At 41.6% G+C, this 22,951-nt stretch carries 19 protein-coding genes and 3 tRNA genes; 19 read left to right on the top strand and 3 right to left on the bottom strand.

The window, feature by feature from the left end; all coding sequences use genetic code 11:
• Positions 1-20: 20 nt before the first annotated feature.
• The 3 genes from PAND9192_RS19060 (at position 21) to PAND9192_RS19070 (ending at position 329) form a co-directional block, all read left to right on the top strand.
• Positions 21-95: transfer RNA gene (locus PAND9192_RS19060), tRNA-Gln, on the top strand.
• A gap of 38 nt (positions 96-133) precedes the next feature.
• A tRNA-Met gene (locus PAND9192_RS19065) sits at positions 134-210 on the top strand.
• A 34-nt stretch (positions 211-244) separates the two neighbouring features.
• Positions 245-329: transfer RNA gene (locus PAND9192_RS19070), tRNA-Leu, on the top strand.
• Positions 330-464: 135 nt separating this feature from the next.
• On the opposite strand, the gene PAND9192_RS19075 is transcribed toward PAND9192_RS19070, so the two are convergent.
• A complete protein-coding gene (locus tag PAND9192_RS19075; protein WP_087854987.1) occupies positions 465-2,561 on the bottom strand; it encodes an FUSC family protein in 2,097 nt (698 codons plus the stop codon).
• 69 nt (positions 2,562-2,630) lie between these two features.
• Positions 2,631-3,791, bottom strand: a complete 1,161-nt coding sequence (locus tag PAND9192_RS19080) for a 2-octaprenyl-3-methyl-6-methoxy-1,4-benzoquinol hydroxylase (protein WP_087854988.1) — start codon at positions 3,789-3,791, stop codon at positions 2,631-2,633.
• A gap of 171 nt (positions 3,792-3,962) precedes the next feature.
• Between PAND9192_RS19080 and mtgA the strand changes: the two genes are divergently transcribed.
• The 7 genes from mtgA to PAND9192_RS19115 all read left to right on the top strand — a co-directional run bounded on the left by mtgA (position 3,963) and on the right by PAND9192_RS19115 (position 11,336).
• Complete coding sequence (gene mtgA, locus PAND9192_RS19085; RefSeq protein WP_087854989.1) at positions 3,963-4,691, top strand: monofunctional biosynthetic peptidoglycan transglycosylase; 729 nt, start codon at positions 3,963-3,965, stop codon at positions 4,689-4,691.
• Positions 4,692-4,857: 166 nt separating this feature from the next.
• Positions 4,858-6,285: a tRNA (N6-isopentenyl adenosine(37)-C2)-methylthiotransferase MiaB gene (gene miaB / locus PAND9192_RS19090; RefSeq protein ID WP_087854990.1), complete on the top strand. Its 1,428-nt coding sequence runs from the start codon at positions 4,858-4,860 to the stop codon at positions 6,283-6,285.
• Between the two features lie 109 nt (positions 6,286-6,394).
• Positions 6,395-7,489 carry a PhoH family protein gene (locus PAND9192_RS19095; RefSeq protein WP_061000163.1) on the top strand — a complete coding sequence of 365 codons (1,095 nt, stop codon included), beginning with the start codon at positions 6,395-6,397 and terminating at the stop codon, positions 7,487-7,489.
• A gap of 3 nt (positions 7,490-7,492) precedes the next feature.
• The gene (ybeY, locus tag PAND9192_RS19100) at positions 7,493-7,954 is read left to right on the top strand and encodes an rRNA maturation RNase YbeY (RefSeq protein ID WP_087854991.1); all 462 of its coding nucleotides are present in this window, start codon (positions 7,493-7,495) and stop codon (positions 7,952-7,954) included.
• Positions 7,955-8,036: 82 nt separating this feature from the next.
• Positions 8,037-8,909: a CNNM family magnesium/cobalt transport protein CorC gene (corC, locus tag PAND9192_RS19105; RefSeq protein ID WP_061000167.1), complete on the top strand. Its 873-nt coding sequence runs from the start codon at positions 8,037-8,039 to the stop codon at positions 8,907-8,909.
• Positions 8,910-8,912: 3 nt separating this feature from the next.
• Positions 8,913-10,466, top strand: a complete 1,554-nt coding sequence (lnt, locus tag PAND9192_RS19110) for an apolipoprotein N-acyltransferase (protein ID WP_087855026.1) — start codon at positions 8,913-8,915, stop codon at positions 10,464-10,466.
• 123 nt (positions 10,467-10,589) lie between these two features.
• On the top strand, positions 10,590-11,336 hold the full coding sequence (locus PAND9192_RS19115; RefSeq protein ID WP_087854992.1) for a lipid-binding SYLF domain-containing protein: 747 nt from the start codon (positions 10,590-10,592) through the stop codon (positions 11,334-11,336).
• A gap of 74 nt (positions 11,337-11,410) precedes the next feature.
• Here the strand turns inward: PAND9192_RS19115 and PAND9192_RS19120 are convergent, their stop codons facing one another.
• Positions 11,411-11,980: a zinc ribbon-containing protein gene (locus PAND9192_RS19120; protein WP_087854993.1), complete on the bottom strand. Its 570-nt coding sequence runs from the start codon at positions 11,978-11,980 to the stop codon at positions 11,411-11,413.
• 169 nt (positions 11,981-12,149) lie between these two features.
• Here PAND9192_RS19120 and leuS point away from each other — a divergent pair, with 169 nt between their 5' ends.
• The 9 genes from leuS (at position 12,150) to PAND9192_RS19165 (ending at position 22,916) form a co-directional block, all read left to right on the top strand.
• The gene (gene leuS / locus PAND9192_RS19125) at positions 12,150-14,723 is read left to right on the top strand and encodes a leucine--tRNA ligase (RefSeq protein WP_087854994.1); all 2,574 of its coding nucleotides are present in this window, start codon (positions 12,150-12,152) and stop codon (positions 14,721-14,723) included.
• A gap of 134 nt (positions 14,724-14,857) precedes the next feature.
• On the top strand, positions 14,858-15,511 hold the full coding sequence (locus tag PAND9192_RS19130; protein ID WP_087854995.1) for an LPS-assembly lipoprotein LptE: 654 nt from the start codon (positions 14,858-14,860) through the stop codon (positions 15,509-15,511).
• Positions 15,508-16,536 carry a DNA polymerase III subunit delta gene (gene holA, locus PAND9192_RS19135; RefSeq protein WP_087854996.1) on the top strand — a complete coding sequence of 343 codons (1,029 nt, stop codon included), beginning with the start codon at positions 15,508-15,510 and terminating at the stop codon, positions 16,534-16,536. The genes PAND9192_RS19130 and holA overlap by 4 nt, the downstream gene beginning before the upstream one ends.
• A gap of 222 nt (positions 16,537-16,758) precedes the next feature.
• Positions 16,759-17,076, top strand: coding sequence for a ribosome silencing factor (rsfS, locus tag PAND9192_RS19140; RefSeq protein ID WP_087854997.1), 318 nt, complete (start codon positions 16,759-16,761; stop codon positions 17,074-17,076).
• 6 nt (positions 17,077-17,082) lie between these two features.
• Positions 17,083-17,553: a 23S rRNA (pseudouridine(1915)-N(3))-methyltransferase RlmH gene (rlmH, locus tag PAND9192_RS19145; protein ID WP_061000179.1), complete on the top strand. Its 471-nt coding sequence runs from the start codon at positions 17,083-17,085 to the stop codon at positions 17,551-17,553.
• Between the two features lie 6 nt (positions 17,554-17,559).
• The gene (gene mrdA, locus PAND9192_RS19150; protein ID WP_087854998.1) at positions 17,560-19,515 is read left to right on the top strand and encodes a penicillin-binding protein 2; all 1,956 of its coding nucleotides are present in this window, start codon (positions 17,560-17,562) and stop codon (positions 19,513-19,515) included.
• A complete protein-coding gene (gene rodA / locus PAND9192_RS19155; protein ID WP_087854999.1) occupies positions 19,515-20,636 on the top strand; it encodes a rod shape-determining protein RodA in 1,122 nt (373 codons plus the stop codon). The genes mrdA and rodA overlap by 1 nt, the downstream gene beginning before the upstream one ends.
• 3 nt (positions 20,637-20,639) lie before the next feature.
• Positions 20,640-21,515 (top strand): septal ring lytic transglycosylase RlpA family protein, encoded by an 876-nt coding sequence (locus tag PAND9192_RS19160; protein ID WP_087855000.1) that lies wholly within the window; start codon positions 20,640-20,642, stop codon positions 21,513-21,515.
• A 228-nt stretch (positions 21,516-21,743) separates the two neighbouring features.
• Positions 21,744-22,916, top strand: a complete 1,173-nt coding sequence (locus PAND9192_RS19165; protein ID WP_087855001.1) for a serine hydrolase — start codon at positions 21,744-21,746, stop codon at positions 22,914-22,916.
• The last annotated feature ends 35 nt before the right edge of the window (positions 22,917-22,951 follow it).

Below are 22,951 nucleotides of genomic sequence, written 5' to 3' on the forward strand. Positions count from 1 at the left end.
CTTATGAAAATAAGCACTGTAGGTCTATCGCCAAGCGGTAAGGCAACGGCTTTTGATGCCGTCATTCCCTGGTTCGAATCCAGGTAGACCTGCCACTCTTTAAGAATATTGATTAATTTCAGTATTCTATGTTGGCTACGTAGCTCAGTTGGTTAGAGCACATCACTCATAATGATGGGGTCACAGGTTCGAATCCCGTCGTAGCCACCATTTCTTTTCTGATTACAGTTAAGAATAAAAATTTGCGGAAGTGGCGGAATTGGTAGACGCACTAGATTTAGGTTCTAGCGCCGTAAGGTGTGAGAGTTCAAGTCTCTCCTTCCGCACCATATTAGAAACCTACTCTTTGAGTAGGTTTTCTTTTATCTGCTAAACGGTAATTACCGTCCAGCAGACATAAAAAAGCCGCAAACAATATTATTTTGTTTGCGGCTTTTTTATTATCTTCATATATGGATAACCGATTAAATCAGTTCACCACTACTTTTTAATTGGTGGAGGTGTTTTAATGTTGCAGCTGACAGCATGATCACCGCCCTTACCGTCATTTGATCTGCAGATAAGCTATCATCTTGTAACTCAGTATTTAAATCATCAAGATAAGGAAATGTGGTATCGACCCCATCTCGTAGCTGTATAACCAACGCTTCAATCCCTTGCTCAATCGGCACTTGATAATCAACAATTGCGGGCAATACTACCCCTTTGCGTAGCATCGAAACTAAGATACAAAGATAATGTACAAGCTGATGGTATTGTTCTAATAATTGTTGTTGATAATCACTATCTTTATGGGTACGTTTGGGCTCTTGCTGCATTTCATTAAAAACCAACTCCCAATCATGCTCAGCTATCAACACATTTTTACGGTATCCCATTAAGGTTTGCCGTGCTTGCTCGTCAGCAATAAAATCTGCTCGATTATCACCTTTTAACTGACAAAATGCATAATTAAGTAACACGCCTGCAGTGATTATTCCCTGAGTTGCTTTGTTATTGATGTCGTGACTGCGCCATTGTGGCCATAGAAATGTCATTCCTAACAGCACTACTATTGCCCCTACAAAACAATCAATTAATCGCGGTAAAATTAACGCTAATCCTTGGTGAGCAAGTAACTCTAACGCCAATATCAATACCGCACAAAAACCACCAACAGCCACCACGTAATAGCGTAAAATCAACGTTAATGATATTGGAACTAACATTAAGGTGATCAATTGCATTGCACCAACGGGTAACCCTGATTTAATCACCACCAGCGCAAACACTAATCCGCCAATAGTACCAATACATCGCTGCCAAACACGGCTTTTGGTCGCGACAAATCCAGGTTGCAATACCAACACCATGGTTAACACCACCCACTCTGGGCGTAATAACTGAAAGTACTGGGCAATACCAGATCCAACAGCAAAGATGATTCCCATTCGTGCGATATAACGCCAAATAGGATGACCAAATACAGGCCAGCGCCAAGTGATTTCAAATGGCTGTACTTGAAACTGACGTTGGTATAATGGCTTATTATTTTCAATCACCTGGGAGATACGAATAATCGCTCTTCCCCACAGCCGCAATTGTGCATGAGCATCACCAACAGTACTCGCCACTAGAGGTTGCGCTAATGCAGACAGCTGATGTTGACACTGGTAGCGACCACCACTTTGAATAGCCTTAGCTTGACGATGTAGGATTTGTTGCGCATGTTGGCTCCATAATATCAACTGCTGACGACGAATAGGATCCTCAAACCGAGCTAACAGTAATTGATTAGTTGAATGACCAATAATCGCTAATTCAAAAACATCACTTGCAACCTGTAAACTCGCTAACAGTGATTGCCGTTTTGCTGTCGTAGCATCGAGCGATGTACTTGATTGAATCGTTTGGCTAAATAAATCAACCAAGCGATGTTTTTGGTTTGATAATGCTGGCAGCAACTCAGCTTCGCCTAACAATATCCGCTGCCTTAACGCAATATAATCCGCTAAGCTATTATAAATAGCAGCCAAACTTGAACGTAAAGCTAGATTTTGCCATATCACAAACCACAGCCAACTAAACAGCGCAAAAATCGCTGGGCCTAATAATAATACCGGGAAGTTTTGTAGCGGCGAATGTTGATTAAATAAAGAGAAACAAACCGTCGCTAAATAGAGCGAAGAAATACCTAATCGTGTCCAGAATGGACCATTAACGGCAGGAAAGGCAAGCAACATCGCAATAATAGCAAAGCTGAGCCATAACGGTAATGGGCTGTAAAAAAGCCCCAACGAGAGCGTGACAGCAACTCCCCACATCACAATTGAGATACCGAGCCGTTGCCATCGTTTAGGACCCGGTTGATCTAGACCACTTAATAATGCTGCTGGCATTGCGACGATGGCATAAGAAGCTAAATCTAATCGTTCTCCAACTATGCCAAGTACACCGATCAGAATTATCGCCGCAGAGCCTCTTAATCCCATGTTTAATGACGGGTAATACCACAGTCGCGTTAAAAATCGGCTGATGTTGGTAATAAACAATGCTTCCTCCTGTGAATTCGTCTTTGCCATAACAAAGATGTCACAAACAACAAGCACTATCCAATAAACTTCTATTTAAAAAAGCAAGGTACCCTTTGTTTAAATACCCATCGCATATTTAAGTACCTGTTTTTTTATACCACCAGTATGATCTGCAATCCGTAAACTGACATTACGTAGTAGCTTTAATGGCCCAATATTATTGCTAAAAGTACTGTAGAAAAAATCCATACCCGTTTGCATCAGCAAATTATCCGGTCGACGACAACGCTCATAATTTGCCAGTACTTGCGGCTGTTGCCAGTCATTACCAGCCTGACTGATTTTTTCTAATAAACAACTAACATCTTTAAAGCCTAAATTTACCCCTTGGCCAGCTAATGGATTGATAGTGTGAGCAGCATCGCCAAGCAATACTACATTCGGCTTATAGTAGCTTTGTGCATGACGACGGGTTAATGGAAAGCTGCCATGATTAAGTACTGTAAAATCACCTAATTCTGAAGGAAAAGCGGCGGTTATCTCGGCCTGTAATTGCAGTGCAGGCATGGCTGACAATTGTCGAATACGCGCTGGGCTGTCATACCAAACTAACGATCCTTGATGGCCAGGTAACGGCAAAAATGAACGTGGACCGGCAGGGGTAAACTGCTGCCAAGTAATGTCTTGTTGTGGTAACGCCGTTGCAATATTAATTAACATACAATGGTGGCGATAATCCCATGCGGTAATACCAATATTCGCTTGGTGGCGTACTTGCGAGTTGGCGCCATCTGCACCAATCAATAACCCACATTTAATCAAAGTGCCATCATTTAATTCAACCTGATAACCATCATCAATTGCTGTCGCAGCAACCATGGTTGTAGGGCACAACAAACTAATATTGTCGTATTGTTCAAATTGCTGCCATAGTGCTAATTGGATTACGCGATTTTCAACAATATAACCCAATTGTTGCAGTTGCATTTCATCAGCATTAAAGCGGGTTCGACATTCTGGGTGTTCCCATGTCTCAAGCCGTTTAAAAGAACATAAACGCATCGCTAACACCGCTTGCCATGCGCCTAATTGTTCTAATAATGCCACTGAATGTGGCGAAATCGCAGATACTCGTAAATCCATCACTTGTTCAGCAACAAAAGGTGCAGGTGCGTAACCTTCGATAACTGCAACTTCAAATCCTTGCTGAGCTAAACCGATTGCAGCTGCCGCGCCAACCATACCGCCACCAGCAACAATAACATCATATTGTTCCATATTTTCACCTGCCTATTATGTCTTGGCTTGTTATTTAGTTATAATCTTGCAAACCATTATGTTGAATAATTGTATAAGAAAACACGTTTAACAGCTCACTACCGTAATGTATTTGCTGTTAACCTCCCATTCAGGCCATGGTCTCTCACTGCTGAAAGGAATCAAATCACCATGTTGGCAGGCTTTAAACGCTTTATTGTTAAACTTATTTTATGTGCTCTTATTATACCGATTATATTAATCGTTATTTTTAAATTTATTAATCCACCTTTTTGGGGCTGGGAAATAAGTCGCACCCTCTTTCCGCCTCAAGGTTATCCAGCCCAAACTCAGCATCAATGGGTAAATTTGAATCAGATTTCAAAAAATATGCAGTTAGCCGTTATTGCATCGGAAGATCAAACTTTTCCTGAACATCATGGTATCAATATCAACGCTACCTTATCAGTACTCGATCACAGTGGTAAAAATGGTCCTAGTCGCGGCGCAAGTACGATTACTCAACAAACCGCTAAGAATGTGTTTTTATTCCCTTGGCATTCTTATATTCGTAAAGGCATCGAATTATATTTTGCTTTGTGGATGGAGGTTATTTGGGGCAAAGATCGTATTTTAGAAATGTATTTAAACGTGATTGAATTTGGACCTGGGATCTATGGTATTGAAGCGGCAAGTGAACACTTTTTCCATATTCCAGCCAGTCGTCTTAGCGTTCAACAAGCGGCGCAGCTTGCAGCAGTATTACCTGATCCGTATAGAATAAAAGCCAGCCCAATGAGCAATTATGTTTATCAACGAACATTATGGATCCGTAAACAAATGCGTCAATTGGGTATGGGAACACTTGATAAAGTCTATGATGAACAATCACTTTTTAAATCGTTCCATCTTTATCGTTAGCTACCGTGAAAAGACCACAAATTTTTCAGGGTGGTGATGATCTAGTCAGACCGAGTTTAAAGCAGTACAATACGCGGCTTGCTACAGGGCGTTACTTAAAAAAGGTAATGCAACCCTGTCAGCCCGTAATCTGAATGAAATGAATCAACACTACGAGCGAAGAGAGATGGCGAAGAAACTGCTGATTAAAACCTGGGGCTGCCAGATGAACGAATACGATTCATCAAAAATGGCCGATCTTCTTAATGCTGCTAATGGCTTCGAGTTAACAGAAATCCCAGAAGAAGCAGATGTTCTGCTACTTAACACCTGTTCGATCCGTGAAAAAGCACAAGAGAAAGTTTTCCATCAGCTAGGCCGCTGGAAAAAACTAAAAGATAAAAAGCCCGATCTAGTGATTGGCGTTGGTGGCTGTGTGGCGACCCAAGAAGGTGATTCAATTCGCAAACGTGCACCTTACGTTGATGTGATCTTTGGTCCACAAACCCTACACCGTTTGCCTGAGATGATTAAGCGCTCTCAATCAAATGAAAAAACCGTGATGGATATTTCATTCCCAGAGATTGAAAAATTCGATAGCTTGCCAGAGCCTCGTGCTGATGGTGCAACAGCATTTGTTTCTATCATGGAAGGTTGTTCTAAGTACTGTACTTACTGTGTTGTACCTTACACCCGTGGTGAAGAAGTTAGCCGCCCTATTGATGATGTATTATTTGAGATCGCTCAACTGGCAGATCAAGGCGTACGTGAAGTGAACCTGCTTGGTCAAAATGTTAACGCATTCCGTGGCCCTACTCATGATGGTGAACTTGCTAGCTTTGCAGAACTACTACGCTTAGTGGCAGCGATAGACGGTATTGACCGTGTACGTTACACAACCAGTCATCCGATTGAATTTACTGATGACATTATTGAAGTTTACCGAGACACCCCTGAACTGGTTAATTATTTACACCTACCAGTACAAAGTGGTTCAGATCGTATTCTAACAATGATGAAGCGTCCTCATACGGTGCTTGAATATAAGTCAAAAATCCGTAAATTACGTAAAGTACGTCCAGATATCACCATGAGTTCAGACTTTATTGTCGCGTTCCCTGGCGAATCTGATCAAGATTTCGAAGATACCATGAAGCTTATTCGTGATATCGATTTTGATATTAGTTACAGCTTTATCTTCTCTCCTCGTCCAGGTACGCCTGCCGCAGATTACCCTTGTGATCTGACAGAGGAAGTAAAGAAAGAGCGTCTGTACGCCCTACAGCAACAACTAAATAGTCAAGCGATGCGCCATGCACGTCAAATGTTAGGCACAGAGCAACGTATTTTAGTTGAAGGTCCATCACGTAAAAATGTGATGGAATTGCGTGGTCGTACTGAAAATAACCGTATTGTGAACTTTGAAGGTTCTGCTGAATTGATTGGTCAATTTGTTGATGTCAAAATCATTGATGTATTTACTAACTCATTGCGTGGCGAACTGGTTCGCACAGAAGCAGAAATGGATCTTCGCGTAGCAATGTCACCAGCTGCTATGATGGCAAAAACGCGCCGTGAAGATGACTTAGGTGTAGGCGTATATACTCCAGAATAATGCGTAATAATAACAGTCTCACCGAGGCTGTTATGCGTTATTTAAAGTAACCCGCATGCCCTGAAAACATGGTCGCCTGCTAATAGGCGACCTCAATGAGAGGCAAACCTTGAGCAAAATAATTACTGTAGAATTTGATTTAGAGCCTGCGAATAATCAGCGTCTATCTAGTCTTTGTGGTCCATTTGACGACAACATCAAACAGTTAGAACGTCGTTTAGGGGTTGAAATCAATCACCGCAGCAACCACTTTAGTGTTGTTGGTCAACCGCACACCACCGAAGCTGTCACCAATATAATTAAAGATCTCTATGTTGATACAGCTCCCGTACATAACAACATTCCTGATATTGAACCTGATCATATTCATCTGGCGATTAAAGCTTCAGGCGTACTAGAACAAACGGTAGAAACCACCATTCCTTTTGGTAAAGAAGTTCATATCAAAACCAAAAAAGGAATTATTAAACCACGCACACCTAATCAAGCCCAATACATTGCCAATATTGTCGGCCACGATATTACTTTTGGTGTAGGACCTGCAGGTACAGGTAAAACTTATCTTGCTGTTGCTGCGGCAGTTGATGCCCTTGAGCGCCAAGAAGTACGTCGGATTCTACTGACCCGTCCTGCGGTTGAAGCTGGTGAAAAGTTAGGTTTCTTACCCGGTGATTTAAGTCAGAAAGTCGATCCATATCTGCGTCCGCTTTATGATGCATTATTTGAAATGCTAGGGTTTGAACGTGTCGAAAAGCTGATTGAACGTAATGTAATTGAAGTCGCACCGTTGGCTTATATGCGCGGCCGCACCCTCAATGACGCGTTTATTATTTTAGATGAGAGCCAAAATACCACCGTTGAACAAATGAAAATGTTCCTAACCCGTATTGGCTTTAATTCACGTGCGGTGATCACTGGCGATGTGACTCAAATCGATTTACCGCGAGGAGCACGTTCAGGTCTGCGTCATGCAATTGAAGTATTATCCAATGTTGAGGATATTAGCTTTAACTTCTTCTTAGCTAATGATGTTGTGCGCCACCCTGTGGTTGCTCGTATCGTTCAAGCTTATGAAGTGTGGGAAAGTGAAGACCAAAAACAACGAAAACAAGCAGAACAACGTCGTCGCACAGAGCAAGAAGCCAAAGAAGCCGCCTTATTTGCTGTGGCAACCGCTGCTAAAATTGAATCACAAAAAGAGTAACTAATGGCGATTTACCTTGATCTACAACTTGCAACAGCTGACGAAGCGGGATTACCAACGGAAGCTCAATTCCAACAATGGCTAAATGCTGCTGTAACACCGTTTCAAGCCGATGCAGAAGTGACAATTCGTCTGGTTGATGAACAAGAAAGTCATGCATTAAATCTTGAATACCGTGGTAAAGATCGCCCAACCAATGTGTTGTCGTTTCCTTTTGAAGCGCCACCAGCTATTGAAATTGATTTACTGGGTGATTTAATTATTTGTCGTCAAGTGGTCGAAGCTGAAGCGGCTCAACAGCAAAAGCCGCTACATGCGCATTGGGCACATATGGTTGTACACGGCAGTCTGCATCTGCTAGGTTATGATCATATTGAGGATGATGAAGCAGAAGAAATGGAAGCATTAGAGACAGAAATCATGCAAAACATGGGCTTTGTCGATCCTTATATTTCTGAAAAGTAGTAATATACCAACATATATTCCGCGGCTTAGTAAACTAAGCCGCATATCCGTGGCTATGCCCACTTAATTGATAAAGTAAATAATGAACGAAGATAACTCTCCAACAACTGAAGGTCCGAGTAGAAAATCCTTCTTTGAACGTATTGGCCAACTTTTTCAAGGTGAACCACAAAACCGTGAAGAATTAGTTGAAGTATTCCGTGACTCGGAAGAAAACGATTTGATAGATCATGACACTCGCGACATGCTCGAAGGTGTGATGGAAATAGCCGAAATGCGAGTACGGGACATTATGATTCCACGCTCACAAATGACGACTGTCGAGCGTTCTCAGAAGTTAGAAGATCTAATTGATTTAATTGTTGAAGCCCAACATTCTCGCTACCCAGTTATTAGTGATGATAAAGACCATGTCGAAGGCATCTTATTAGCCAAAGACTTACTGCGCTATTTATTACCTGATAGTGAGCCTTTTGATATCGATAAAGTATTACGTCCCGCTGTTGTTGTACCGGAAAGTAAGCGAGTCGATCGATTATTAAAAGAGTTCCGCGAAGAACGCTACCATATGGCAATTGTGGTTGATGAGTTTGGTGGAGTATCTGGTGTTATTACGATTGAAGATATTCTTGAGCAAATTGTTGGCGAAATCGAAGACGAATTTGACGACGAAGAAGAGCAAGATGTTCGCCAATTAAGTAAACATACTTACGCTGTAAAAGCATTAACAACCATTGAAGATTTCAATGAACTGTTCCAAACCTCGTTCTGTGATGAAGAAGTCGATACTGTCGGCGGACTTGTAATGATGAGTTTTGGTCACTTGCCATCGCGCGGTGAAGTCGTTGAAGTTAATGGTTATTCATTTAAAGTGACCTCGTCTGATAACCGCCGCATTATCCAGTTACAAGTAACGGTGCCTGACGAAGCATTTCAACCTACCATTACTCCGTAAATGATGACAAAAAAAACACTCATCTTGTTGGGACAGTTGCTTGCAGCTGTCCCTGCGGGCGCAATTGCAACCTTGTCTTTTGCCCCTTATGACTACGCATTTATTGCTCCATTAACATTGATTCTGTTCTTATTTTTACTACAGAAACAATCTCCTAAACGTTCAGCATTAATTGGCTTTTTTTATGGCTTAGGCATGTTTGGTACTGGCATCAGCTGGGTACATGTCAGCATTGATACCTTTGGTGGTATGCCTAAAATTGCCAGCATGTTCTTAATGGTTTTACTAATTAGCTATCTCGCGCTTTATCCGGCGCTATTTGGCTATTTATTTAATCGCTTCAACCGTCAACGCCCTTTCCACCAATTATTACTATCAGGCCCTGTTATTTGGCTGCTGCTTGATTGGATTCGAGGTTGGCTATTTACTGGTTTTCCATGGTTGTGGATGGGCTATAGCCAGCTCAATACACCATTGGCACACTTTGCACCGATCTTAGGTGTCGAAGGCATTACCCTCGCGTTGATGCTGATCTCAGGCTCAATTGTTGCAACCATTTATTACCGTAACTGGCGTCCATTACTGGTTGCTATTTTAGTGGCGATCTTAGCACTATTAGCTGGTATTCCGCAGTGGGTAAAACCCGATCCTAAACACAGTGTTACTGTGGCTCTGATCCAAGGCAATATATCTCAAGAAGAAAAATGGCTGCCAAGTCATCGTTGGCCAACCTTGATGAAATATATGGATCTAACTCGCGACAATTGGGGTTCTGATCTTATTATTTGGCCTGAGGCTGCTATTCCTGCACTTGAAGAAGATATTCCAACCTTCTTACAAAATCTCGATGCTGCCGCACGTGCTCATAACAGCACCGTGATCACCGGTATTTTAGATCAAAAAGCTGATGGCGAATTTTTCAATAACATTTTGACTCTAGGTGTCGATGCCGACGGCCCGTATAACTACAACACCGCAACCCGTTACACCAAACATCACCTATTACCTTTTGGTGAGTTTGTACCGTTTGCGAGTATTCTACGTCCGTTAGCGCCATTCTTTAACCTACCGATGTCGTCATTTAGTCGTGGTGCTTATATTCAACCGAATATTCAAGCTCATGGTTATTCTATTGCACCGGCGCTGTGTTACGAAATTGCTTTTGGTGAGCAAATTCGCGAAAACATCACCAAAGAAACAGAGTTACTACTGACCCTATCTAATGATGCTTGGTTTGGGCGATCAATCGGACCGTTCCAACACATGGAAATTGCCCAAATGCGGGCGCTTGAGTTTGGTAAGCCGTTGTTACGTGGAACAAATACAGGGATTACTGCCGTAGTTGACCACAATGGTCATATCACTAAAGAATTACCACAATTTGTCACCGGGGTATTAAAAGATAAAGTTATTCCAACCATTGGCATGACACCTTATACCACCTTAGGCAGCTGGCCATTATACGGTTACTGTTTATGGGCATTAGCGTTATCTTGGCTACTCATTCGACGTAAACGCGGACATTTCCGTGACTTACGCTCAACAGAAAAAGAATAAAATCTAAGGTGAAGTTAATAACTTCACCTTTTTTTTTGCAGCGAATTTGTTAAAGTTTTATGATAAATAACCGCTGCGACTCCGCAGGTCTCAACCACCTATAGCAACGATAAGGAACAACAGATGAAAGCACCATACAAATTATTTATTGGCTTATGTTCATTATTGATGCTGATGCTATCAACCCAAGCACTTGCTCAAGAACAACAAAATGACACTAAAGATGCATTAGCCCATTTTTACAAATCCCCACAAACACAACCCTTTTTCCATTCAGCTTATGGGTATGCAGTGTTTCCATCGGTAGGTAAAGGCGGTTTCTGGGTTGGTGGTGCTTATGGCTCAGGCGTAGTGTTTAAAGCCAATAAAGCGATGGGATTTGCTAAGTTATACCAACTATCGATTGGATTACAATTTGGTGGCCAAGCCTTTAGCGAAATTCTATTCTTTCAAGATAAGCGTGCTTACGATCGTTTTATTGATGGCGGTTTAGAACTTGATGCTCAAGCATCAGCGGTAGCCTTAGATGAAGGCGCATCAGCTAAAGTCGGTACTGCAGGCGCTGGTATGCATGCTGGTAGTGATTACATGACCAAAAGCTACATCAATGGTGTGGCTATCTTTACTCGCACCAAAGGTGGTGCAATGATTGAAGCATCGTTGGCAGGTCAAAAATTCACTTATGAGCCAATGACAGCAGCGACACGTGAAATCAAAGGCTATGACCACGTATTGCCTCAATTTAATCAAGACTATCAGCCAACTCAAGCGGCACCTCAACAACAGCAGCAACTGCAAAAACCAGCTACTACTATTAAGCCTGCAGATTCTGCCGTCGTGGTAGATACCATTGATCAACCTGACTATTAAGTATCTATTCAACCAATAAAAAAACGCAGCGTTTATAGCGCTGCGTTTTTAATTGCAAGATATCACACTACCCATTATGGGTTTAATGGCAAACGTGAAAATTGTTTACAGCCACATTTTACGCATGGTTCAATGCGTGTCACATGGGTGATCATTTGAGTATGGCCACATTGCTCACACACAAGATTACCTAATCCAACCAGTTCACCCGCCTGATAAACACCTTTATGTTGAATGTCGTCCATCACTTCAATCCACTCTAATTGGGTCTTATCAGTAATTTCAGCTAAATTTTTCCAAATACTTTCACTAACTAACTTATAAAATGGACTTTCACTGAATGGCTGTGAACTATTTTTCACTTCTTCAGTAAAGGTTTTAAGATCGCTTTTGACATAAGCTTCCACTAATGACAACTCATCTTTGGTCATATCGCTAGCTGCTTTGCCATACAACTCGGTCGTTTTAAGATCGCTTTTAATGTACGCTTCAATCAACGCCAGCTCATCTTTAGTCATATCACTAGCAGCTTTACCATAAAGCTCAGTTACCTTAAAAAACTTCTTTAGCTCTTCTGGACTATGCTTAAGCGCTTCAGTTACTTTTTCTAATACTGCTTGATACTGCTTTTGTTGCTTAGTCATGGGATTAATCCTCAGCCAATGTGCGAAATAATTACGTAATTACGTCCAAATACAAGATTAAGGTCGCCGAATCGCTATCAGCTATTGTTGACACCTTTACCTTTGGTTATCCTATGTCGATTACAATGAATGTGTTTGTATTAAACTCACAAAATTCTGGATGTCATCGATGCAAGAACAATATCGTCCACAGGACATTGAACAAAAAGTTCAAGAACATTGGGATAACAATAAGACCTTTGTTGTTAGTGAAGATCCTAATAAAGAAAAATTCTACTGTCTCTCTATGTTCCCGTACCCAAGTGGTCGCTTGCACATGGGTCACGTGCGTAACTACACTATCGGTGATGTTATCTCTCGCTACCAACGCTTACAAGGCAAAAATGTCATGCAGCCAATTGGTTGGGATGCATTTGGTCTTCCAGCAGAGAACGCAGCAGTAAAAAATAACACCGCACCTGCACCGTGGACCTACGAAAACATCGAATACATGAAGAACCAACTTAAACTATTAGGTTTTGGTTACGATTGGAGCCGTGAATTCGCAACCTGTACTCCTGAGTACTACCGTTGGGAACAAGAGTTCTTCACTAAACTGTACAACAAAGGCTTGGTATACAAGAAGACTTCTTCTGTAAACTGGTGTCCTAATGACCAAACAGTACTGGCTAACGAGCAAGTAGAAGACGGCTGTTGCTGGCGTTGTGATACCCCTGTTGAACAAAAAGAGATTCCACAGTGGTTCATTAAAATTACTGAGTATGCCCAAGAACTGCTTGACGATCTTGATACCCTTGATGGCTGGCCTGAGATGGTTAAGACCATGCAGCGCAACTGGATCGGCCGTTCTGAAGGTGTTGAACTAACGTTTAACGTTCAAGGTCAAGACGATCTAGAAGTTTACACTACCCGCCCTGATACGCTAATGGGTGTAACTTTTGTTAGCATTGCAGCGGGTCACCCACTGGCAGCAAAAGCGGCTGAAAACAACCCAGCCCTAGCAACCTTTATCGATGAGTGCCGTAACACCAAAGTTGCAGAAGCTGAACTTGCAACCATGGAAAAGAAAGGCATGGATACCGGCTTAATCGCGATCCATCCTCTTGATGGCCGTGAAGTACCAGTATACGTAGCTAACTTCGTATTAATGGATTACGGCACAGGTGCGGTAATGGCCGTTCCTGCACACGATCAACGCGACTTTGAATTTGCAACTAAATACAACATCGACATCATGGCGGTTATTAAGCCAGAAGACGGTAGTGAGTGTGACATCTCTGAAGCGGCATACACTGAAAAAGGTGTTCTATTCAATTCAGGTGAATTTGACGGCCTAAACTTCCAACAAGCATTTGATGCGATTGCAACTAAGCTTGAAGCACAAGGCAAAGGCAAGAAAACTGTTAACTTCCGTCTACGTGATTGGGGCGTTTCTCGTCAACGTTACTGGGGTGCACCAATCCCAATGGTAACCACTGAAGACGGTCAAGTTCACCCAGTACCTGCAGATCAACTACCTGTTATTCTTCCAGAAGACGTGGTAATGGATGGCGTAACCAGTCCAATTAAAGCTGATAAAGAGTGGGCAAAAACCACCTTTAATGGCGAGCCTGCATTACGTGAAACAGATACCTTTGATACTTTCATGGAGTCATCTTGGTACTACGCACGTTACTGTTCACCACAAGCAGATGATATTCTTGATCCTGCTAAAGCGAACTACTGGCTACCTGTTGATCAATATGTTGGTGGTATTGAACACGCGTGTATGCACCTATTGTACTCACGTTTCTTCCACAAATTGCTTCGTGATGCAGGTTACGTAACCTCTGACGAACCATTTAAGCAACTACTGTGTCAAGGCATGGTATTGGCTGATGCGTTCTTCTACACCACAGACAAAGGTGGTAAAGAGTGGGTTGCACCAACTGATGTAACTGTTGAGCGTGATGGTAAAGGTCGTATTACTGCTGCTGTTGATTCTCAAGGTCACAACGTTGAGCACTCAGGCATGATCAAAATGTCTAAGTCTAAAAACAACGGTATCGACCCACAAGAGATGGTCGACAAATACGGTGCAGATACTGTACGTCTATTTATGATGTTTGCATCACCTGCTGACATGACACTTGAATGGCAAGAATCTGGCGTTGAAGGTGCTAACCGCTTCCTTAAACGTGTTTGGAAACTGGTACGTGAACATGCAGAAAAAGGCCAAGCGACTACCGTTGATGCCGCAGCATTAAGCAGCGATCAAAAAGCACTGCGTCGTGATATCCATAAAACAATTGCTAAAGTAAGCGATGATATTGGTCGTCGTCAGACATTCAATACCGCGATTGCTGCAATCATGGAATTAATGAACAAGCTTGCTAAAGCGCCACAAGAATCAGCTCAAGATCGTGCTATTCTTGATGAAGCACTAAAAGCGATTGTAACAATGCTTTACCCAATGACACCGCATATCTGTTTTGAAATGTGGCAAGCACTAGGTCAAACAGACATTGACCATGCAGCATGGCCACAAGCTGATGCCGCGGCATTGGTTGAAGATGAAAAACTGATTATTGTGCAAGTTAACGGTAAACTACGTGCTAAATTAACCGTAGCGGCAGATGCAACTAAAGAGCAAGTAGAAGCACTTGCTATGGCTGAAGAAGGCGTAACCCGCTTTACTGATGGCAATACCGTGCGTAAAGTTATTTATGTACCAGGTAAACTGCTGAATATCGTAGCAAACTAATCAAGGTTACTGTGTTAGCTCGACTAACATGACAATAACCTCAAGATCCCCGCTTTTGCGGGGATCTTTATAATTACAGTCATCTTTAATTTTGCGCCTAGCGCACCTTCTTTTATTTCAAGGAGCTGACTTTCGTGAAAAGTTTTTTCTCGGCCAACAGCCTAACTCGACTACTTATCATTACTCTTCTCGCGCTTACAACAGCTTCTTGTGGTTTTCACCTTCGTGGTAACTACATGCTACCTGAGGGAATAGCTAAATTATCATTAACCAGTTTTGACCCCTACGGTAAATTAACCCGTATGGTGAAATACCAATTTAAACTGCATGGTATTGAAGAAGTAAAACCAGCAGCAACAGTACCAAACCTTAATATCACCAGTGAATCAACTGGCGATAGTACGTTATCGTTATACCAAAATAACGGTAAAGCAGAATACGATTTAACCTTAACCGTTAACTATACCGTCACGATTCCAAATCAAGGTATTGAGCAATTTAGTACTAAAGTTACGCGTACTTTCTTAGATAACCCACTTTCAGCATTAGCCAAATCTGTAGAGCGTGATGAGTTAATTGATGTAATGCGTGAGCAAGCAGCGCAACAAATCATGCGTAAACTCGCACGTTTAACCACTGTCTTTAATAAGATCGAAGAAGATAAATTAAATGCTGAATTAAACCAGATTTTGCAGAAGCAAAAAGTTTCAATCAAAGATGGTAGTACTACCACAATTACCACCACACCTGCGGTTATACATAAAAAACAAGATCACAACGCGCAATGAGAGTCTACCCAGAACAACTGACGCAGCAGCTAACAAAAGGCCTGCGTCAGGCTTATTTACTGTTTGGTAATGAGCTGTTATTAAAACAAGAAGCGGGCGATAGTATTAAGCTTATCGCCCAGCAACAAGGCTTTCTCGAACGCCATGCCTTTACTATCGATAATAGTATCGATTGGAATGCGGTGTTAGATTGCTGCCATGCGATGAGCTTATTTTCAGCACAACAAATTATCGAACTTGAAATTGCCGAAACAGGCTTAAATGCTAATCAAGCTAAAGCATTAATTGAGGTTATTAACGCCCTTCATCCAGATATTTTATTGATACTTACCGGACCAAGAATTAATAAAAAGCAAGAAACGACCAAATGGTTTAAAGCACTTGATAATATTGGTTTGTATGTGCCGTGCAATACGCCTGATCCACGCCAAATGCCGCGCTTTATTCAAGCACGCTGTCAGCAGTTAGGCTTAAAGCCCGATCATGAATCGGTACAAATGTTAGCTCAATGGCATGAAGGTAATTTACTGGCATTATCGCAAAGCTTACATAAATTAGTGCTGCTTTACCCTGATGGCATACTAACAATAGTACGCTTGCAAGAAGCATTAAGTCGCCATAATCACTACACCCCATTTCAATTGATTGACGCGCTATTAGCCGGACAAGCAAAACGTAGCCAGCGCATATTACGTCAATTGCAAGCTGAAGGGGTTGAAGCAACGATTTTATTGCGTACTTTGCAACGAGAACTAACTCAACTGTATAAAATGCAAGAAATGGGCAAAAAAGGCACGCCTTTAAACCTCATTTTTGAGCAGTTTAGAGTGTGGCAAAATCGTCGTGAAATGTATATTGGGGCATTACATCGACTACCACTGGCGACCTTAATTACTATTATTCGCCAGCTGACGCTATTGGAAATTCAAGTCAAAACTGACTACGATACTCAGCCATGGTCGGCCTTGAGTTGCTTATGTGCAGAAATGTGTGGTGTTCCAACCCATTTACAACCGATGAATTAGTCTCAATACAGGTCAAAATCGCGACTTTTTACTTATTTGAACTAAATCGTCCAACAAACATGTGAAAAAATACCGTCTGAACCTTGTCCTCTTATCGCGGTCTGATAAGAGCATGGTATACTGCGGCACAATTCATGGTCAGTATGTCTATTTGACATTACCGATGCTACTTATAGCGTCATTCGGCCACTACTATACTAACACTCAAGTGAGGGAATCCCTTTGCAGGTACAAGAACTACACGATTTCATTGTTGATAAAATTGACGACATTAAAGCACAAGATATCGTAACTATTGATGTTCGCGGTAAATCAAGCATCACCGATTTTATGGTTATCTGTACAGGTACATCTAACCGTCACGTGGCATCTATCGCTGATCACGTAAACAAAGAATCTAAATTAGTTGATTTTCCTCCATTCGGCATCAGTGGCGAAAAAGAAGGTCAATGGGTTATCGTTGATATGGGCAATGTTATGCTACATATCATGCAAGATGATGCACGTGAGCTATACCAACTGGAGAAGCTTTGGAGCTAATTGATCATGAAGCTTCAACTGATTGCTGTTGGTACTAAAATGCCAAAGTGGGTTGAGGAAGGTTATAAAGAATATAGCCGCCGCTTCCCAAAAGATATGCCACTGGAATTAATTGAAATTTCAGCAGGAAAGCGTGGCAAAAACGCTGATATCCCTCGCATTTTGCAAAAAGAAGGCGAGGCAATGTTAGCAGCAGTTGCAAAAGGCAACCGTATTGTCACACTTGATATTCCAGGTAAGCGCTGGGATACCGGACAATTGGCACAACAATTGGATGCATGGAAACTAGATGGTCGTGATGTATCAATTTTGATCGGCGGACCAGAAGGACTTTCCCCTGCATGTAAAGCAGCGGCAGAACAAAGCTGGTCATTATCACCATTAACGCTACCACACCCATTAGTGCGTGTGGTAATGGCAGAAAGCTTATACCGTGCATGGAGTGTCACGGCTAACCATCCGTACCACAGGGAATAATCATCAATGAGACAAAAGCGAACCCAGATCCGCGATCATCGCGCTGAGTCGGCACTGTTTTTTCGTCGAGCTCTTGTCTCATTTATTGGTATAGCCATACTTGTAGGCCTGCTGCTATTCAATCTATTCCACATTCAGGTTGAGCAGCATCAGGACTATCAAACCCGCTCCAATGATAACCGCATTAAAATTGTCCCAGTATCCCCTAATCGCGGCTTAATTTATGACCGTAATGGGGTTATATTAGCTGAAAACAGACCTATCTATAGTCTTGAAATCACGCTTGAAAAAGTCTCTGAACTTGATCAGACCTTTGCCGATCTAAAACAGATCATGGGCATTACTGATGAAGATATTGCCAATTTCCAAAAAGAACGTCGCCGTACTCGTCGCTTTAAATCTGTGCCAATTCTTGATCATCTCAATGAAAAGCAAGTTGCACTATTTTCTGTTAATCAACATCGTCTTCCTGGTGTTGAAGTTAAAGCGCACTTAAAACGTTATTATCCTTATGGTGATGCCCTAACGCATGTTTTAGGTTATGTCGCTAAGATTAACGATCGTGACCTTAAAAAACTTGATAAAGCTGGACAACTCAGTAATTACAAAGCTACTCGTGATATGGGTAAGCTCGGTCTTGAGCGGTATTACGAAAAGCTATTACACGGTACATCTGGCTATCAAGAAGTTGAAGTCAATAGCCGCGGTCGTGTTATTCGTACATTAAAATATATTCCGCCAATTCCAGGTAAAGATATCAAGATCAATATTGATATTAAGCTTCAGCAATATGTTCAAAATTTATTAACTGAACGTAAAATTGATCCAGAAACAGGCAAAGAGATCATTAAGCACAAGCGCGGCTCAATTGTAGTATTAGATCCTAAAGATGATGCGATTTTAGCTATGGTCTCAAGCCCAAGTTATGATCCCAACTTATTTGTACGCGGCATCTCAAGCAAAAAATACAACGCCTTATTAAATAACCCCGATCGACCATTAGTTAACCGTGTCACGCTTGGCATTTATCCGCCGGCATCAACGGTTAAACCATTAATAGCTGTGGCCGCCTTAACTGAAGGGGTTATTACCCCTAATACCACTCGCAATGATCCCGGTTGGTGGCAGATTCCTAACTCAACTAGCCGTAAATTCCGTGACTGGCTACGCTGGGGACACGGTCGAGTCAATATATATAAAGCGATTGAAGAGTCTGTCGACACTTACTTCTATCAAGTTGCTTATGATATGGGCATTGATCGGCTATCAACATGGATGAATAAGTTTGGTTATGGTGAATACACAGGCATTGATATTCACGAAGAAAGTAAAGCCAATATGCCAACCCGCGAGTGGAAACAAACACGCCATAAACGCCCTTGGTATCAAGGTGATACTATTCCTGTTGGGATTGGACAAGGGTATTGGACCGCAACGCCATTACAAATAGCTAAAGCAACCTCAGTATTAGTTAACAGTGGTATTGTTCATCGTCCGCATCTACTTAAAAATATCATTGATAATAAAGTAGAAGCGCCGGCTAAATTTGAAAACTTTCCACCTATTACAGGTGTAAATCCTCAAACATGGGCGATCGCCCGTGAAGGAATGCACCGAGTATTATATGGAAGTCGTGGTACTGCACGTAAAGCATTTTACGATACCCCTTATCAAGCAGGTGGTAAGTCTGGCTCTGCCCAAGTATTTGGTTTAGCTGAAAACCAAAAATATAATGCCGATGAACTCGAAGAACATTTACGTGACCATGCACTCTTTACTGCTTTTGCACCATTTGATAAACCTCAAGTTGTGGTAGCTATGGTATTAGAAAATGCCGGTGGCGGTTCAAGTAATGGTGGACCGATTGCACGCCAAATATTTGATCATATGCTGATAGAATCCCCTGCCGACATACCGTCACCGGTAGTTCCACCAATAAAAGCAACTGCAGAGGTACGTTAATGAGCATCATGGCAACAACGGGTCAAAAGCCAACACTAAGTGATCGCTTACATATCGATATTCCATTGTTATTAGGCTTACTCGCGATCATGAGTTTCTCATTAGTGATCATGTACAGTGCCAGTGGCCAAAGTATGCCGATGATGGAGCGTCAAGCGATAAGAATGGGATTGTCGCTTGGAGTGATGTTGCTATTAGCACAAATCGCGCCGCGTCACTATGAGGCATGGGCACCGTATTTATTTGGTATCGGCTTAGTGATGTTGATTAGTGTGCTTTCATTTGGAGAGGTCTCTAAAGGTGCACAACGATGGCTTAATTTAGGCTTTATTCGTTTTCAACCATCAGAACTGATAAAACTAGCGGTGCCATTAATGGTGGCACGTTTTATTGGTAATCGCCCGTTACCCCCCGCTTTTCGACATATCTTTATTGCGTTAGTGATGATTTTCACTCCCACCATCTTAATTGCTAAGCAACCTGACCTCGGTACATCAATTTTGATCGCCGCATCGGGGATATTTGTTCTGTTTCTGTCAGGAATTAGCTGGCGAGTGATAATTGGCGCATTGGTATTACTCGGTGCCTTTATTCCTGTGTTATGGTTCTTCCTGATGCATGATTATCAACGCACAAGAGTAATGACCTTATTTAATCCTGAGTCAGACCCTCTCGGTGCTGGATATCATATTATTCAATCAAAGATAGCCATTGGTTCAGGAGGAATCACTGGTAAAGGCTGGCTCCATGGTACACAATCACAATTAGAATTTGTTCCTGAACGTAATACTGACTTCATTTTCGCGGTCATCGCCGAAGAGTGGGGATTAACCGGTGTTATCGGTTTATTAGCAATGTATTTATTTGTGCTTGGACGTGGATTGTTACTGGCAAGCCGTGCTCAAACTGCATTTGGGCGGATGATGGCGGGCAGTATCGTACTCAGTTTCTTTGTTTATATTTTTGTTAATATCGGAATGGTAAGTGGATTATTGCCTGTTGTAGGTGTTCCACTTCCCTTGGTCAGTTATGGTGGTACCTCAATGGTTACTCTTATGGCTGGTTTTGGTATTCTGATGTCTATTCACACTCATCGAAAAATGTTGTCTAAGGCGACCTAATAAATGCGTTCACTATTTGTAATTTTTTTCCTGATCCTTGCTGGGTGTAGTTCTTCGCCTGAACAAACTCAACAGCCACAAACTAAACCAGATACAACAACTAAACCAGCAACTCAAGTCGCTAAACCTAATACCGATGATCCTAATGCTGGGCGCTATTCTCTTAAGGATGATCGTGCACCTAAGGTTATTCCTGATTTTTCAAAAGTAAAATTAATTACCCCTCACTACGAACCTTATAGCCGTGGTGGTAATAAAGACTACACCCTACGCGGCAAACGCTACCACATTATAAAAAATCCTAAAGGCTACACTGAAACAGGGTTTGCTTCATGGTACGGTGAAAAATTTCATGGCCATAAAACAGCCAATGGTGAAGTGTATAATATGTTCGCGATGACAGCAGCGCATAAAACATTGCCGCTACCAAGTTTCGTACGTGTAACCAATACCCTTAATCATAAATCAGTGATTGTACGAGTTAATGATCGTGGTCCATTCCATGATGGCCGTATTATTGATTTAAGTATGGCTGCAGCGTCTAAATTAGGGGTGATCAGCTATGGTACTGCGCCAGTAAAAATTGAAGTAATAACGGTACCAAAACCATCAACTAAAGCTGAAATAAAAAAAGCACCAATTCCAATTCAGTATTTTATTCAGTTAGCTGCGGTTAATAACCAACAAAAAGCAGATCAAATGCAGCGTGAAGTAAAACAACGTTACAGCACCAGTGTTGATATTGAAAAAATTACTGATCGAGCTATTTTCCGCGTTCGCTTAGGACCATTTTTAGATCATAAAGATGCTGAATTATTGCTCAAACAAGTAAAAAATAAGCATTATCCGCAAGCATTTATGATCACTGAAAAACGATAATTTAACCTTATTATTATTCTGTAATCATACCAATAGCCTATAGTTTGTTATTTAAATCATATAACTATAGGCTTTTTATTACTCTTAGCCATAACAATCCCATCAATGCTATCTTCATTTCCCTATGTCAGAACTGTGGAAACTTCCGTTCAGGCACTGATTGCCTATGTGTTATCTGTTATAGTGAGCCCACTTTTTAGCCACAGATTAATTAAAGTTAGATATATCATGAAAAAAACCGCTGTGCTTTTCCGTTCTGTAGCCATCTCAGCCACTCTGTTGGCTTCAGTTACTGTTGCTGCATCTCCAGCAGTAGTACCTGAAGCTCCACAAATTGCGGCTAAAGGTTATATTCTTGTTGACTACAACTCAGGCAAAATCATTGCTGGTCATAACCAAAATGAAAAATTAGCGCCTGCCAGTCTAACTAAAATGATGACCAGCTATGTTATTGGTCAAGAAATTAAAAATGGCAATATCTCTCCTGATGATAATGTCGTTATCAGTAAAAATGCATGGGCTAAAAACTTCCCTGGATCATCAAAGATGTTCTTAGAAGTGGGTAAGACCGTTAAAGTCTCTGATTTAAATCGCGGTATTATTATTGACTCCGGTAATGATGCTTGTGTTGCCATGGCTGAGCATATTGCTGGCTCACAACAATCTTTTGTTGAGCTAATGAATGGCTGGGCAAAAAATCTAGGCATGAAATCAACCCACTTTACTAATGTGCACGGCCTAGATAATCCAAATTTATACACTACGCCTTATGATCTTTCTATTCTTGCACGTGCGTTAATTCATGATCTACCAAATGAATTTAAGATCTATGATGAAAAATCATTCACCTATAACGGCATCACCCAATATAACCGTAATGGTTTATTATGGGATCAAAGCATGCATGTTGATGGCTTAAAAACTGGCCATACTGACAATGCTGGTTACAGCTTGGTAAGCACAGCAACAGAAGGCAACATGCGCCTTATTTCTGTAGTGATGGGTACTGCAAGTAAACATGCGCGCCTTGCTGAAAGTAAAAAGTTATTAACCTATGGCTTTCGCTTCTTCACCACACTAATGCCGTATAAAAAAGATCAAACCTTTGTGACTGAAAAAGTCTGGATGGGTAATACTGATAAAGTTGATCTAGGTGTTAATAAAAACACTTATGTGACCATACCTCGTAGCCAAGCAAAAGACTTAAAAGCAAGCTTCGTGTTAACTAAAGAGCTTAAAGCACCGATTAAAAAAGGTGAAGTTATGGGTACGTTGTATTACCGCTTAGGTGATACTGATATCGCTCAATACCCATTAGTTGCATTGACAGAAGTAAAGCAAGGTAGTTTCTTTAGCCGCTTAGTTGACTATGTTGAAATGCTTATCCAAAGCTGGTTTTAAGTTGTTGTAATAACATCCACCAGCCTAAATAAAGA

Source organism: Photobacterium andalusiense (assembly GCF_900185625.1).
Taxonomy (GTDB): Bacteria; Pseudomonadota; Gammaproteobacteria; order Enterobacterales; family Vibrionaceae; genus Photobacterium; species Photobacterium aquimaris.